Here is a 14490-nt window from a genome sequence, read left to right on the forward strand (position 1 = left end):
ACATAGAAGATCGCACCAAGACACCGCCCTGGGGCGGGAATATATCGGCGGATATAACGAACCTTTCCAACTACTTTGTGTCATCGACTGGCCGGTATCTAATCGATCTTCTTCAAGAAGGGTTGGAAGCGTCGCGTGATGAGCGCCGTGTGGCTGAGATTGTTCAATACTGATCGTGCGATGCTGGCACTCTTACCTAACAAGCAATCCCGATCGGGAATGGTCGAGATCTCGCAATCGTTCTCGGAATCGATCCTTTTTGGGAAAGGCGACAGCTGCCCAATGTCTGCTATCGCGGCCTGCCTCAGCGAAAGCGGCCAGTCCGCTTTCCTGCCCATTCCCGACATTCACGGACGGCGGATAACCCCGCCGCGGGAACCACGCTTTTCCGCGACTTTCGGCGCGAGTGCTACCCCGATTTCGGGTCATCGATACCCCCGCTGCTTACGCCCCCTTGCAGTCATTCGGTGATTCTCGGAGGATGCCGAATGAACACCAGTGATAAGGCAAACGTAGGGAAGATCGAGCGCTGGGCGCGATGGACGCTGTGGCCCGCATTGTCTTTAACCGTCGTGTGCCTTGCGATGCTCTCTACGGGAGCAACAGACAGGACATGGCAATGGTTTTTGCCCGTCTACCTGCTGGTCGGCATGCCAATTGTAGTGAGGTCGTTCTTCAGCGACTTCATTAGTTTGCGAAGTATTTGGCGTTCCCTGAAGGGCGTTGGCAACGACCGGTGATGATGTCCGCGACCCTCTCATCCCGGACATTCTTCCCCGCGGTCGCTGACGTCATCGACATGGAGAGCCGGGTCAGTCGCGGCTTGTTGGCGTATTACTGAAAGAAGCCCGGTGCGATCTGCAGGCGTACGCAACACCACCTCTATCGCTGCGACGGTACGAACGCTCTCCTGAGACACAGGCGCACATGCTACCAAGAGAGAAAGAGGCGCTGCTTTCAAACATCGCCCGAACCTATCGAGAAGCGCAAACTCGTCAACGTCACCTAGCCCACCATTCGCGGTTTTGATGCAAAACTGACGGATTTCGCATCGGCCAAAGAACGGCAGTAAAGCTGGGTATCCGCCGATGCAAAAATCTGATGCATTTGGCGGGCACGTTCGATGGCGAATTTCCAGCATGCAAATCCGAAAGCCGCCTGTCCGCTTTCCTCTCCCACTCCGACCTTTCGGCGCCGTTGATCGGCCGTCCTAATTCTCGACCCGCTGCGGGAAAGGCGGCGGCAGCGCGAGATCGGCTATCGCTGCCTACGTCGTTAAAAACCGAGAGGGCCTCACTGATCCTGGGTTTCTAGCACCCTGTTCGCCGCCGTCGGCGCGCGCCTTACCGAGTAGGACTTGGCCCATCTGCCCGTACGCGCGGCTCATAAGCCGAGATCGGATGGTCGCGCGTTCGAGGCAGCCTTCAGACCAGATCCTCATAAACCTGATCCGAGTTGCATGACTCGCCGGCCCGATCGTGCGGCATGCGGCTGGCCCGCCACCGCGCGCTGATGACGATCTCGTCGAAGATATGCGTGCCGCACAGGACAAGGACGCTGCCCGCGCTGGCGCCGAGGAACCCGATCGTCGCCAGCGCAAACGTCGCCGGTCCATACACCGCCGATCCATGCGCGAGGATTTCGCCACCGCGTAACGGCAGGCACAGCGCCGCCAGTTGCGCGATCGCCAGATACGCCACCGCGCACAGGATCACCCCCGCACCGCGAAGACCAAGGTCGATCCGCCAGTCTCGATGCCACGCTGCCATGCCACACGTCCCTCCGTGGCCCTCCAGCTATCGCGCGCGCCGTAGCATTTCGAGATCGTTTTCCGCCCTTCGCATAGTGCCGGCATAGCGGCGGGGCAGACCCGCCGGATCACGCTCGATCTTGCCCGATCGAGCCCGCCGGATCGTGCGCCATTTTAGCCGATGCTTAACGCTCTCGGAGGCATAAGCCGGTTGTAAGGGAGTTACAGCCGTGTCGCCAAATGAGTCGGGTTTTGAAACGGTTGCCCTGCGCGACCTCGAAGCGATGAGCGCGGACGCGCGCGATGCCCTGCCGTTCGGGGTGGTCGGCTTCGGCGCGGACACGATCGTCCAGGTCTACAACGCGACCGAAGCGCGGATGGCCGGGCTTGATCCTGCCGCGGTCCTCGGCGTGCCGTTCTTCGACGCGGTCGGCCAGTGCATGAACAACTTCATGGTCGCCCAGCGGTTCGAGGACGAGCCCGAGATCGACGATATCGTCCCCTATGTCCTGACCTTGCGGATGCGCCCGACGCGCGTGCGTCTGCGGCTGCTCGCCAGTGCCGGCACGCCGCGCCGCTACATCCTCATCGCACGGTAAGACCGCGATCATGAGCGACACGTCCAGCGAGGAACAGCTTCTCGAGTTCCTGTATGCCTGCCCGGTCGGGCTGATCGAATGCGACGCCACCGGCGAGATCGGCATGATGAACCCGCATGCGATGCAGCACCTGCTGCCGCTCGCGGGGCCGCGCGATCCCGGCAACCTGTTCGCGGCGTTCGAACAGCACGCGCCGGAGTTACGCAGCCTCGCCGCCGCCTTTGCGCCGGCGACGGGGCGGATCTGCGATGGTCATCGCATCTTCGTCGACCTCGGCGCGCGTCGGCACGCCGCGCCGGCCAAGGTGCTCGCCTGTACGCTGGTCAAGCTGGGCCCGAACCGGCTGATGGCGACGTTGGCGGATATCAGCCAGCAGGTCGTCCAGGAGGAGCGCCTGCGCCAGGCGAACACCTGGTTCGCGACGATGCTCGACGGCGTCAACGACTATGCCGCGCTGACGATCACGCCGGACGGCCGGATCGAGTCCGCCGATGCCTGCTTCACGCGCCAGACCGGACATCCGGCCGCCGACGTGATCGGCCGCGATCTCACCGACATCCTGAATACCGATGCGCCTGGCGGCGACCTGCGGCTCGACGAGCAGCTGGTGATCGCCACGCGCGAGGGGTGGCATCTGCAGGAGGGCTGGCAGCAGCGCGCCGACGGCGAGCGCTATTGGTGCCAGCGCCTCGTCGTCGCAAGGTCCGGCCCCGACGATCTGCGCCCGTCCGGTTTCTCGGTCGTCCTGCGCGACGTGCCGCGCGGTGGCGAGGCCGCCGAGGACATGCGCCGGCTGCTGACCTGCGACCATCTGACCGGCGCATCGAACCGCCGCTATTTCGGCCAGGTGATGGAGCGCGAGCTGACCCACTGGCGCGAATTGCGGCAGTCGCTGTCGCTGGTCGTGATGGATCTCGATCACTTCAAGACGGTCAACGATACCTATGGCCATCCGGTCGGCGACACGCTGCTGTGCCGCGTCGCCGACGCCTGCAAGCTGCTGCTGCCGCCGCGCGGGATTTTCGCGCGACTGGGCGGCGAGGAGTTCGGCGTCCTCCTCCCGCGCTACGCCAAGGACCAGGCGGTGCTGCTCGCCGAACAGATGCGTACGACGATCGCCGCGCTCGAGGTCGAAACGCCGAGCGGGCCTTTAACCGTGACCGCCAGCCTGGGGTGTGCGACGCTGGACGAGGCCGACGGGTCGATCGACGCGCTCATCGCGCTCGCCGACAAGCGTCTCTACGCCGCCAAGCATGCCGGACGGAATCAGGTCTGCCATCGCCAGGCCTGCGCCGCGTGACGACGCCCCGATTGCAGGGTGGCTTGCAGCGCGGCTTGCAGCGCGCTGCGGCGCACCGCATCGTCTGTGCGGTCGTCGCCGCCGAGCTGCGCCGCCTGCGCGATAGCGACTCCCGGCCGACCGCGCCCGAGGACTGGCTCGATTCGACGCCGATCAACGACGCGGGGCTCGGGCTGGACTCGATGGAGCAGCTCGGCGCGCTCGGTGCGCTGGCGGAGGCGTTCGACCTCGACGACAGCGTGCTCAGCGACGATCCGCCGCGCACTGTCGGCGCCTGGGTCGACTGGGTCCTGCACGCGCACGCGGCGGGCGATGGCCGGATGACGGTCGTCACGTCGGGGTCGACCGGCCACCCGCGCCCCTGCGTCCATGCTGTCGCCGACCTGCTCGACGAAGCCGCGTTTTTCGCAGGCCGGTTCGCAGGCCGCCGCCGGGTGGTCGCGCTGGTGCCGGCGCATCATCTGTACGGGATCGTCTGGACCGGCTTGCTTCCCGACGCGCTGGGCGTACCCGTCGTCGTACGCACGATCGGCACGCCGCTGGGCCTCGCCGCGGGGGACCTCGTCGTCGCGGTGCCCGACCAGTGGCAGGCGTTGCGGCGCCTGATCCGTCGGTTTCCCGAGGATATCGTCGGCGTCAGCTCTGGCGGATCGCTCGATGACGACGTCGCAGCAGGACTGCTGGCGGCGGGACTGTCGCGACTGGCCGATATCTATGGCGCCTCGGAGACGGGCGGCATCGCGCTGCGCGACACCCCCACCACGGCGACCGCGCCCGCGTACGATCTGCTGCCGCGCTGGCAGTTGCTCCCCGACGGCGATGGCGATTGGCGGCTCGTCGACCGCACCGGCCGCAGTTTCGACCTGCCCGACCATATCGAGCGGATCGGCGAACGCACGCTGCGGCCGATCGGCCGGCGTGACGGCGCGGTCCAGGTCGCCGGCCACAATGTCTGGCCGGAGCGCATCGCACGGGAGCTGCGGTCGGTCGACGGAGTCGCCGACGCCGCGGTGCGGCTGCACGTCAACGGGCGACTGAAGGCGTTCATCGTGCCGACCGATCACCAGGATACCGCGCTGCTCGCAGCCCGCATCGATCAGTTGGTCACGCCTCGCCTGACCGATCCCGAACGCCCGAAGAGCTTGCGCTTCGGCCCCGCCCTGCCGCGCAACGCGATGGGAAAATTGGAAGACTGGGCATGATGCATTCACCGATCACGCCGGCCGATGCCGCGACCGCCGCCCCCGCCGTCGCCCCCGTCGTCGCACTCGCCACCTGCCAGGGATGCCGGACGGGCGCGCCGCTCAGGACCGCGATCACGATGGCGTTCCAGCCGATCGTCGATATCCGGACCGGGTCGATCTTCGCCTATGAGGCGCTCGTCCGCGGGACGGAAGGCCAGTCGGCGGGCGAAGTACTGTCCGGCATCGAGCCCGACATGATCTACAAGTTCGACCAGGCATGCCGGGTCAAGGCGATCGAACTCGCGGGCTCGCTCTTTGCCGCCGATGGCGACGCGAAGCTGTCGATCAACTTCATGCCCAACGCCGTCTACGAGCCGAACGCCTGCATCCGCGCTTCGCTGTCGGCGGCCCGCCGCGTCGGGTTCGACCCCGGCCGGCTGATGTTCGAATTCACCGAGAACGAGCAGATGGTCGACGTCGCGCATGTCCGCCACATCATCGAAGCGTATCAGGCGCGCGGCTTCACCACCGCGATCGACGATTTCGGCGCCGGCTATGCGGGGCTCGGGCTGCTCGCCGACCTGCGCCCCGACATGCTGAAGATCGACATGGCGCTGATCCGCGGAATCGACCGCTCGGCCTCGCGCCGGACGATCGTCGCGAGCGTCGTCCGCATGGCCGAGGACCTCGGCATCCGCTGTATCGCCGAGGGGATCGAGACCGCGGCGGAATTGCAGACGCTGCGGGAGATCGGCGTCCGCCTCTGCCAGGGCTATCTGCTCGCGCGGCCCACGGTGGAGGCGCTCCCGTCCCCCGCGCTCGCCGCAGTCCCGGCCGCGACGGCATAAGCGGACTCGTGGATACCAGACACGCCCCGCGGCGTGTCTGACATATAGCAAACCGCGCGGGACATAGGCTAAGGCTCTTCGATGCATCCAGACACCTCGCCAAGCGCCTCGGATATCACGCTAATGCCAAGGGCGAGGACCGCGTCGATCGCCCCCGCGCCGGCGCTGCGGGCGGCCGAACCCTACGCGCGCGACGAACTGCTTCACGAGATCTTCGACACCACGCGCGCAGCGCATCCCGACGCGACCGCGCTGCGGCTGATCGGCGCGGACGAGGAATACGATCGCAAGACCGAGTGGAGCTATACCGACCTCGCCACGCGCAGCTTAGCTCTCGCGCACCGCCTGCGCGCGATGGGGATCGGCCGCGGCGACCGTGTCGTGCTGTGCCTGCCGCGCGGGCTCGACCAGTATATGGCGATCCTCGGCGTGCTGCGCGCCGGCGCTGCCTATGTGCCGGTCGACTGGGGCTATCCGCAGGACCGCATCGACTTCATCGTCGAGGACAGCGAAGCCGCGCTGACGATCACCGTCGCCAGCCGCGTCGCCAACCTCAAGGGGAAAACCCTGGCGCTCGACGCCGCGCTGGGCGATCTCGCGGCTGAGCCGTCCGAACCGATCGGCCGCAACGTGACGCAGGCCACCCCGCAGGACCTCGCCTACATCATCTACACCTCAGGCACGACCGGCCGGCCCAAGGGCGTGATGATCTCGCACGGCAACGCCTGCCACCTGGTCCGCTCGGAAAGCGCGATCCTCGATCTGACCCCAGCCGACGTCGTGTTCGGCGGGTTCAGCCTCGCGTTCGACATGTCGGTCGAGACGATGTGGAGCGCGTTCTTCGTGGGTGCGGTCGTGTTGGTCGCGACCGAGGCGCTGGCGACGAGCGGGCCCGACGTGGCAATCGCGCTTGCCGAGGCGAACACGACGATCTGGCACGTCGTCCCCTCGCTGATCGCGCTCGTCGAGCATCCGGTGCCGACGCTGCGTCTGCTCAACATGGGCGGCGAAGCGTGTCCGGCGGACCTGCCACGCCGGCTCGCGCGTCCCGGATTGCGGTTGCTTAATACCTACGGCCCCACCGAAACGTCGGTCACCGCGACCTGGACCGAGGTGTTCCCCGGCCAGCGCATCACGATCGGCAAGCCCCTTCCCGGCTACACCGCCTGGGTCGTCGACGAGCATATGCAGCCGGTGCCGGACGGCCAGGAAGGCGAACTCGTGATCGGCGGCCCCGGCGTCGGCGTCGGCTACGTCAACCGCCCCGACCTGACCGCCGAAAAGTTCATCATGACGCCGTTCGACGGGCCTTCCGGTGCTCCAGAACGGATCTACCGGTCGGGCGACCTGGTGAAGCTCGACGCGGCGGGCGACATTGATTTCGTCGGCCGGATCGACACGCAGGTGAAGATCCGCGGCTTCCGCGTCGAGCTCGCCGAGATCGAGGCGGTGATCGGCGAATGGCCCGGCGTCGCGCAGACCGTCGTCCAGCTCTTCACCGACGACGACGGCTCAGAATTCCTTGCGGCGTTCCTGATCGCGCGTCCGGCGGAGGAGATCGACATGGTCGGCCTCAAGGCCCGTGTCGCCGAGCGGCTTCCCAATTACATGCGCCCGGCGGGTTACCAATTACTGTCGCACCTGCCGACGCTCCCGGCCTCGGGGAAGGTCGACCGCAAGGCGCTGGTCAAGCCCGAGATCACCGTGACGTCGGACCGCGAGATGGTCGCGCCCGCCACGCCGATGGAGGAAAGCCTGCACCGCGTCTGGGCCGAGGCCTTCGCGCCGCAGCCGGTATCGGTGCTCGACGACCTGTTCGAGGATCTCGGTGGCCATTCGCTGAAGGCCGCACGATTGGTTTCGGCAGCGCGAAAAGTGCGCGGGCTCGAAGGGTTGTCGCTCGAGGACGTCTACGCCGCGCCAACCATCCGCGCGCTCGCGCTACGGATCGGTGGCACCACGCCCGTCGCGATCCTCGACGAGACCAGCTTCCACCATATCGCGCCGTGGAAGCGCCGGCTGTGCGTCGCCGCGCAGACGCTCGCGCTGCTGCCGATCTACACGCTGGCGGGCCTCCAATGGTTCTCGCCCTATCTCGCCTACACGCATCTCGCCGGCAACATGCCGCGGGTCGACGCGCTGATCCTCAGCGGGCTGTTCTTCACGGTCGTCCCGATCGCGTCGATGTTCCTGTCGATCGCGCTCAAATGGCTGATCGTCGGGCGCTTCAAGGCGGGCGATTACCCTCTCTGGGGCAGCTATTATTTCCGCTGGTGGCTGGTCCGCCGGATCATAGGTGTCACCGCGACACCGTATCTCGCGGGCACGCCGATGATCCGCGGCTATTACCGGATGATGGGCGCGAAGATCGGCGAGCGCGTCCATATCGGCACCGGGATCATCGACACCGCCGACCTGCTCCACGCCGACGACGATGCGATCATCAGCGACCAGTCGGTGCTGTCGACCAGCTCGGTCGAGCGCGGATTGCTTCGCCTCGGCACGGTAAAGCTCGGCAAGGGCGCGTTCGTCGGATCGATGGCGGTGGTCGGCCGCAACGCCGCGCTCGGCGACGACGCGATGCTCGACGATCTGTCCGCGCTGCCCGCGGATACGACGATCCCGGCCGGCCAGCGCTGGGCCGGCTCACCCGCCGCGCATGACGGCGATGCGCCTCGCCGCCCGGCCACCGCAGCCCCGCGCAACGCCGGCCCGGCGATCGGCCTGTTCCTCTGCGCACTGATCCTGCCACTGGTCGCGATCCTGCCGATCGCCCCCGGGCTGATCGCGCTGATCGAGCTCGACTGGGCGACCAGCGGCTATGCCTATGTCGCGGTCGCGCCGTTGCTCGCGGTCACCTATGTCGTGATGATGTGCGTGCTGACGGTGGCGGCCAAGCGCCTGATCCTCGGCCGCGTCGCACCCGCGGTGTATGCGCTGAACAGCGGGTTCTACGTCCGCTACTGGTTCGTCCAGCAGATCAACGACCTCGCGCTCCGCCTGCTCCACCCGATCTTCGCCACGCTCTATGTGGTGCCCTGGTACCGTGCGCTCGGCGTGAAGGTCGGCCGTCGCGCGGAAATCTCGACCGCCAGCGCGATCGTGCCGGACCTCGTCGAGATCGGCGAGGAGAGCTTCATCGCAGACTCGGTGATCTTCGGCGCGGCGCGGATCGGCCACGGCACGATCGAACTCGCGCACACGAAGATCGGCCGCCGCAGCTTCATCGGCAATTCCGCGCTGCTGCCGAGCGGGACGCAGATCGGCGACGAGGTACTTGTCGGCGTGCTCTCGAAGCCACCAAGCGACCCAGCACTCGCCACCGAGCCGGGCAGCACATGGTTCGGCTCGCCCGCGATCAAGCTGCCGGTGCGACAGGTTAACACGATGTTCGACGAGGGCGCGCGGTTCAATCCGTCGCGCGCGCTAATCGCCACGCGTCTGTCGATCGAGGCGGTCCGCACCACGCTGTCGCTGACCGCGTTCCTGGTGTTCTTCAGCCTGCTTCTGTCGGTGGTCGGCGACCTCGACGACCTCGACAATGGCGGGTTGCTGATCGCGACGACCTTCCCCTTCCTGTACGTCGGCTTCTGCCTCGCCTGCGGGATTTTCGTTCTCGCGCTCAAATGGCTCGTCGTCGGCCGCTACAAGGTCACCACCGCGCCGCTCTGGAGCACGTTCGTCTGGCGCACCGAACTGGTGACCGCGACCTACGAAAATCTCGCGGTCGCCAATTTGCTCGAACCACTCCGCGGCACGCCGTGGATCGGGCTGTACCTCCGCCTGATGGGCGCGCGGATCGGCAAGCGCTGCTACATCGACACCACCGACCTGACCGAGCACGACCTCGTCGATATCGGCGACGACGTCGCGCTCAACGACTTCGCCGGCCTGCAGACGCACCTGTTCGAGGACCGCGTGATGAAGGTCGGCGCGATCCGCGTCGGCGACCGCGCGACGATCGGCTCGCTCGCGATCGTGCTGTACGACGCGGAGATCGGTGCCGACGCGCAGCTCGGCGACCTGTCGGTGGTGATGAAGGGCGAGACGCTCCCCGACGGCACGAGCTGGGACGGGAGCCCGGCGCGGATCGCCGTCTCGACGTGACGCCGATCTGGCACGACGGTCCGCTCGACGCACTCGTCTGGGACGGCCAGTCGCCAGTGGCGTGGAGCGTCGCCGAGACCGGACCGTACGCCGCCGGCCGGCAAGGCGATGCGCGCGCGATCCGGCGGGGCCTGGCCTCCGCGCTGATCCGCAAACTGGCCGACGACTCCGTCGATGTCCGCCTCACACGCAGCCCGGCCGGCGCGCCGATCGTTTCCGCCCCCGGCGGCTGGCATCTCAGCCTCTCCAGTCGCGGTGCACGCGCCCTGATCGGCGTTGCGCGCGCACCGATCGCGGTCGACCGCGAGGTCATCGACGACCACGCTCCGCTCTGGGACATGCTAACCCCGACCGAAGCCGACGCGCTTCGCCGCCTGCCCGCCCTCGCCCGGCCCCAAGCATGGCTCCGTCGCTGGACAATCAAGGAAGCGCACGCGAAGCTCATCGGCGAACCGCGTCGCATCCGCCCCGAGGCGATCGAAACCATCGTCACCGATCCAATCCACGCGACCGCGACGTTCGAAGGCACTTCGCGCTGCTGGAGCCGTTCCACCACCGACGCGATCGAAACCATCGCGCAGTGGAGCCAGCCATGGCCAGAATCCTGACCCGCCGCTACGAGGACAAGGACCGCGCCGCCGTCCTCGCGATCTTCGACTCGAACCTCCCCGAGTATTTCGGCGCCGGCGACCGCGAATGGCTGGAGGAAACGCTCGGCGAGCCCGACGGCCCGGCATTCGTGGTCGACGTCGACGGCGTCCCCGGCGCATTCGGCGGCTACGAGATCTGGGAGCATTACAACAAGGCGCTGCTCTTCTGGGGCATGGCCGCGCGCGCCTATCACGGCGCCGGCCTTGGCAAGCTGCTGCTGTTCGAACGCCTGCTCCACGTCGCCACTAGCGCTGAGCCGACCACGCGCTACGTCACCGTCGACACCTCGCCGCAGGTCTCGCCGTTCTTCCAGCATTGCGGCTTCGAACTGACCAGCGTCTGGCCCGGCGGCTACCGCTCGGGCATGGACATGCACGAACTCCGCTTCGACCTCGCAGCCGTGTCGCCCAACACCCTCCAACAAAACCGCGACAACTTCGCCCAGAACGCAAATCGACGCCTAGCCAATACCAGAGCACCGCTGTCCCCACCCTAGCCCCCCCCCCATACACACCGCAGTGCTGACTTCGTAAGACGGTGAACTATCATCGCCCCGCGGGACGAGATGGCGACGATGGACTGGACCGCTCAAGTCGGCATCTCTCCCTGCACCAACGCAAGGTAATGCCAAAAAGCTGCACCGTTGTGCTCGACCGTACGTCGAGCGGTCACAGGCGTTCACCTGACGAACAACGCTGCCGACTGGAAAGCGATAGCCAGGAAAGTATCACGAAGGTCCAAAGAACTTCGGAGAAGTGGCTCACCTGCTCATTGGCCAGGCTCCGCTAAAACCTTCCTGACCGTGGTGGAGGCATGGACCGACCTGTCTTTATAAAAAATATGAAGGTTTACAGTCGTCCTGATCTTACTCCGGATCGGTAGACCCATTTAAGTTAGCCGCGATGCTTCGTTCGATTTGCTCGGGCATGACACAAGCAAAAACTGAGTGCATGGGGTGCCGTATTAGCCCAAATATATACGAATAACGCTTGTCGTGCGTCGTCCATAGGCGATTACGAACCAATTCGTCCGCCAGGTAAAACAAGATTTTTATCGGGGCCAGTATCGTAGTAATTATCGGCACGACTAATCGATGGCGGCGCTCAACCACTGCTAGGTAATCGACATGGACGCCAGCCATACTGGAAACCGTGATTTAGGTAGCAGATGAAACAGGCTGCTAGCCGCTGCCGTTGTACTGCCATCATCAGCGCCTAGAGCGGCAGCTCGGTCCGCATATGATCGCACATTGCCCAGCCGACGATCTTGCGGGCTGCAAGGTCGAGCATGCTAGCCAGACGCAGCCAGTCTTTGCCGGTTGCGATATGCGTGATGCAGGCGAGCCATATCTCGCTCGGCGCGATCGCGCAGGTAGTGGCGATTGTCGGTCGTGCATGGTCGGAACTGGCGCCTGCCAGCGCGCGGATACAGTGTAGGCGCTTCCGCCATTAAGCTCGGCCACGAGCGCTTAAGGAGGCAGGCGAGCATCTGCCCGGTCTGGTCGTTCTCGTCGATCGACTGCTTGCCGAAGATGAAAAGGTCGGGCTTTTCCTTCTCGACGATCTTGGCGAGGATTTTGGCGACGCGGAGTGGCTTGACCTTGGTTTGCAGACGACGAGAATCGGGCGATCAGCACCCATCGCGGCACGGTGCGGAGCGTTTCCTGCGATTTATGCTCGCCGATCGAGACGACGCCGATCTCGGTGACGGCCCTCTCACGACTTGGGTCTCGCAGGCGGATCGCTTACTAGATCTCGATATCGTTGAACGGGCTCATGCTCCTCTTGACGTTTGCCAGATCAACGCCCGCTCCGTCCGCCTTCACACGGGGCTTCACGTTGTAGCCAGCACGCGCCTTACCGGCACCAGTGCCTTTAATATGGCGCTTTCAGAAGCTATGTTGTCCTATCGACTTACGGCGTTGGTGAGATGCCGCACTCTTTTCTAAAAGCCGGTCTTTTTGAGAGTATTTAACGGCTACTACAGCCTTAGGAAACAGTTCAAAACTCTTTGCCCACTCGACCCACGCCGACGCTCATATCGCGACGCCTTCCATCGCAGCGTCCTTACGAAGCGATTAAATCCTTCAGTGGAATGGCGGTGTCGGCCAACAGGCAGCGATCGATTACCAACCCTTCCGCGACCAAGCGCTTGCCCTGCACGTAATCGCGCACTGCGTTGACGCAATCGAGGGCAATGACGCGACCTTTGCGGAGATAAATGATCGAGAAGCTGCGCGTCGTCATGTCGCCACGCACGACCAAGTCGTCACATCCCATGGAGAGACCGATAGTCTGAAGTTTAAGGTCGTATTGATTGGACCAGAACCACGGCACCGCATCATAGGGAATGCCGTTGCCGACGATCGTGTTTGCCACCACCATCGCCTGATCGTGAGCGTTCTGAATCGATTCGAGCCGTATCGGTAAATTGTCGGCAAAGCGGTTCGCGTGCAGTGCGCAATCGCCAATTGCGAAGACGTCCGCCAGGCTCGTGCGGCATTGCGCGTCGACCGCGACGCCGTTTCCTCCTTCAGCGCCAGCCTCAATCAGCGGACCAACCGAAGGCACGATGCCGATGCCGACGATCACTATCTGAGCAGACACGACCTCTCCGTTTGCCAACCGCACGCCGGATACGGTTCCGACTCCCTCGAGGCGGTCGACCGCAGTGTTTAATCGAAGATCGACATCGTGCGCGCGATGTTCGTTTTCAAAGAAGCGCGATAGCGGTTCGCCCGCGACCCGCGCCAAGACGCGATCCAGCGCTTCGATCACCACGACACGCTTACCGAGCTTGGTCAGTGCCGCTGCCGCCTCCAACCCGATATAGCCGCCTCCGATAATGACTGCCCGAGATACGTTCGGCAACTCGGCAATCATCCGATCCGCATCGGCGCGAGTTCGCAGGGTATGAACGCCAGCCAGATCATGACCCCCGCAGCCAATCCGCCGTGCATCGCCCCCAGCCGCCCAGATCAGGATGCCATAGCCAAGTTTCTCCCCGCGATCCGTCTCGACCAGATGCTCGGCGGGATTGACGGACACGACTTCGCGACCGAGCAGCATCGTTACCTCGCGCTGGTCCCAGAATTCTGGCGGACGAATCAAAAGGCGTTCGAAGGATTTATCCCTGGAAAGATAGTCCTTCGACAACGGCGGTCGCTCATAAGGCAAGTCCGGTTCGACGCCGACGATTGCGATGCTACCGCTGAACTTCGCTTGGCGGAGAGCGATCGCAGCCTGTGCGCCACCGTGCCCAGCTCCGACTATCAGCACATCGTATTTCAGCATTATTCTGTCCTATCCCAGCAGGCGGATGAAATTAGACAGACCTTCGCCGCCCTGTCCGTCCATATTATCACCCCCCGGCCGCATTCCTGACTCGGCTGGGCACACCAGTGGCCTTCGCGGCTAAACTCGAAAGCAAGGAGCAGCTTGGGGATTTAACGCCTCCCTTTGCTTACTCGCCCATCTGCGCGACCCCCGCGGCTACCGGATGCAGTTGGCGCATACTAAGCTGTACCTGTTCTAATGACGCGCCGTCTCATGACTAGTGTCGTTCTCTGGCTCAAACACCAATTTTCCATTCATGACCCAATGCTCATCGACAGTTAGCCCATGCGGCTCACTTGGACCCAGAATTGAAACGATGAAAAGAATGGAAAGGACTGCCTGTTGACGATGCTCGGTAGCGCAGCGTGAAGCTTCAACACGTCCGATTCCGCGCCAGGCGCGACATGAAGTTCAAGCTGACGGACAATCCGCTAACCGGCGGTGCCAAACCGCCCAGGCATCTGCCTGCAGGGCGGGTGAAGTACGGAGGTGCGGGTGCGCCGTTCCTCGCAACGGTAGGGGACGTCAGCGCTGCAACGATCACCGTACGGGCCAGTGCGCCAACGGCCCGATCACGACCTGCAAATGAAGACCCGCACCGAAACCAATCTGGCCAAGATTAATGAGGCTAAGGCAGACATCGTCGATGCCATTGAGAACGGCCGCTACAACGAGACATTGATGGACCGCATGCTCGCTGGAGAAAGTCTTGAAGG

General features: G+C 64.6%; 11 protein-coding genes and 1 pseudogene. 9 read left to right on the top strand and 3 right to left on the bottom strand.

Annotated features, from left to right (window positions below; all coding sequences use genetic code 11):
• The first annotated feature begins 2 nt into the window (after window positions 1-2).
• Both C8J47_RS00640 and C8J47_RS00645 read left to right on the top strand, forming a co-directional pair.
• A complete protein-coding gene (locus tag C8J47_RS00640; RefSeq protein WP_259467278.1) occupies window positions 3-173 on the top strand; it encodes an immunity 70 family protein in 171 nt (56 codons plus the stop codon).
• Between the two features lie 315 nt (window positions 174-488).
• Entirely contained in the window at window positions 489-740 is a 252-nt protein-coding gene (locus C8J47_RS00645) for a hypothetical protein (protein WP_121884039.1), read from the top strand.
• 684 nt (window positions 741-1424) lie between these two features.
• Here C8J47_RS00645 and C8J47_RS00650 read toward each other — a convergent pair.
• Window positions 1425-1769, bottom strand: coding sequence for a hypothetical protein (locus tag C8J47_RS00650; protein ID WP_121884040.1), 345 nt, complete (start codon window positions 1767-1769; stop codon window positions 1425-1427).
• Between the two features lie 265 nt (window positions 1770-2034).
• Here C8J47_RS00650 and C8J47_RS00655 point away from each other — a divergent pair, with 265 nt between their 5' ends.
• The 7 genes from C8J47_RS00655 (at window position 2035) to C8J47_RS00685 (ending at window position 10935) form a co-directional block, all read left to right on the top strand.
• Window positions 2035-2349: a phosphonate transporter gene (locus C8J47_RS00655; RefSeq protein WP_121884041.1), complete on the top strand. Its 315-nt coding sequence runs from the start codon at window positions 2035-2037 to the stop codon at window positions 2347-2349.
• Window positions 2350-2359: 10 nt separating this feature from the next.
• Window positions 2360-3649 carry a sensor domain-containing diguanylate cyclase gene (locus C8J47_RS00660; protein ID WP_121884042.1) on the top strand — a complete coding sequence of 430 codons (1290 nt, stop codon included), beginning with the start codon at window positions 2360-2362 and terminating at the stop codon, window positions 3647-3649.
• Complete coding sequence (locus C8J47_RS00665) at window positions 3646-4851, top strand: AMP-binding protein (RefSeq protein ID WP_147454252.1); 1206 nt, start codon at window positions 3646-3648, stop codon at window positions 4849-4851. The genes C8J47_RS00660 and C8J47_RS00665 overlap by 4 nt, the downstream gene beginning before the upstream one ends.
• Window positions 4852-4970: 119 nt before the next feature.
• On the top strand, window positions 4971-5681 hold the full coding sequence (locus C8J47_RS00670) for an EAL domain-containing protein (RefSeq protein WP_220683326.1): 711 nt from the start codon (window positions 4971-4973) through the stop codon (window positions 5679-5681).
• A gap of 123 nt (window positions 5682-5804) precedes the next feature.
• Window positions 5805-9788, top strand: a complete 3984-nt coding sequence (locus C8J47_RS00675; protein ID WP_220683324.1) for a Pls/PosA family non-ribosomal peptide synthetase — start codon at window positions 5805-5807, stop codon at window positions 9786-9788.
• Complete coding sequence (locus C8J47_RS00680) at window positions 9785-10396, top strand: 4'-phosphopantetheinyl transferase superfamily protein (protein WP_121884045.1); 612 nt, start codon at window positions 9785-9787, stop codon at window positions 10394-10396. The genes C8J47_RS00675 and C8J47_RS00680 overlap by 4 nt, the downstream gene beginning before the upstream one ends.
• Complete coding sequence (locus C8J47_RS00685) at window positions 10381-10935, top strand: GNAT family N-acetyltransferase (RefSeq protein WP_121884046.1); 555 nt, start codon at window positions 10381-10383, stop codon at window positions 10933-10935. The genes C8J47_RS00680 and C8J47_RS00685 overlap by 16 nt, the downstream gene beginning before the upstream one ends.
• Before the next feature lie 974 nt (window positions 10936-11909).
• Here the strand turns inward: C8J47_RS00685 and C8J47_RS00690 are convergent.
• Window positions 11910-12320: pseudogene (locus C8J47_RS00690) on the bottom strand (electron transfer flavoprotein subunit beta/FixA family protein); the annotation flags it as partial.
• A 185-nt stretch (window positions 12321-12505) separates the two neighbouring features.
• A complete protein-coding gene (locus C8J47_RS00695; RefSeq protein WP_121884047.1) occupies window positions 12506-13732 on the bottom strand; it encodes an NAD(P)/FAD-dependent oxidoreductase in 1227 nt (408 codons plus the stop codon).
• Window positions 13733-14490 lie beyond the last annotated feature (758 nt).

The organism is Sphingomonas sp. PP-F2F-G114-C0414, from assembly GCF_003688595.1.
In the GTDB taxonomy this organism is placed as follows: domain Bacteria; phylum Pseudomonadota; class Alphaproteobacteria; order Sphingomonadales; family Sphingomonadaceae; genus Sphingomonas.

Coding starts and splice junctions, on each gene's coding strand:
- C8J47_RS00670 (WP_220683326.1), top strand. CDS start 4,971: ATGGCGTTCCAGCCGATCGTCGATATCCGGACCGGGTCGATCTTCGCC.
- C8J47_RS00645 (WP_121884039.1), top strand. CDS start 489: ATGAACACCAGTGATAAGGCAAACGTAGGGAAGATCGAGCGCTGGGCG.
- C8J47_RS00675 (WP_220683324.1), top strand. CDS start 5,805: ATGCCAAGGGCGAGGACCGCGTCGATCGCCCCCGCGCCGGCGCTGCGG.
- C8J47_RS00695 (WP_121884047.1), bottom strand. CDS start 13,732: ATGCTGAAATACGATGTGCTGATAGTCGGAGCTGGGCACGGTGGCGCA.
- C8J47_RS00650 (WP_121884040.1), bottom strand. CDS start 1,769: ATGGCAGCGTGGCATCGAGACTGGCGGATCGACCTTGGTCTTCGCGGT.
- C8J47_RS00655 (WP_121884041.1), top strand. CDS start 2,035: ATGAGCGCGGACGCGCGCGATGCCCTGCCGTTCGGGGTGGTCGGCTTC.
- C8J47_RS00685 (WP_121884046.1), top strand. CDS start 10,381: ATGGCCAGAATCCTGACCCGCCGCTACGAGGACAAGGACCGCGCCGCC.
- C8J47_RS00660 (WP_121884042.1), top strand. CDS start 2,360: ATGAGCGACACGTCCAGCGAGGAACAGCTTCTCGAGTTCCTGTATGCC.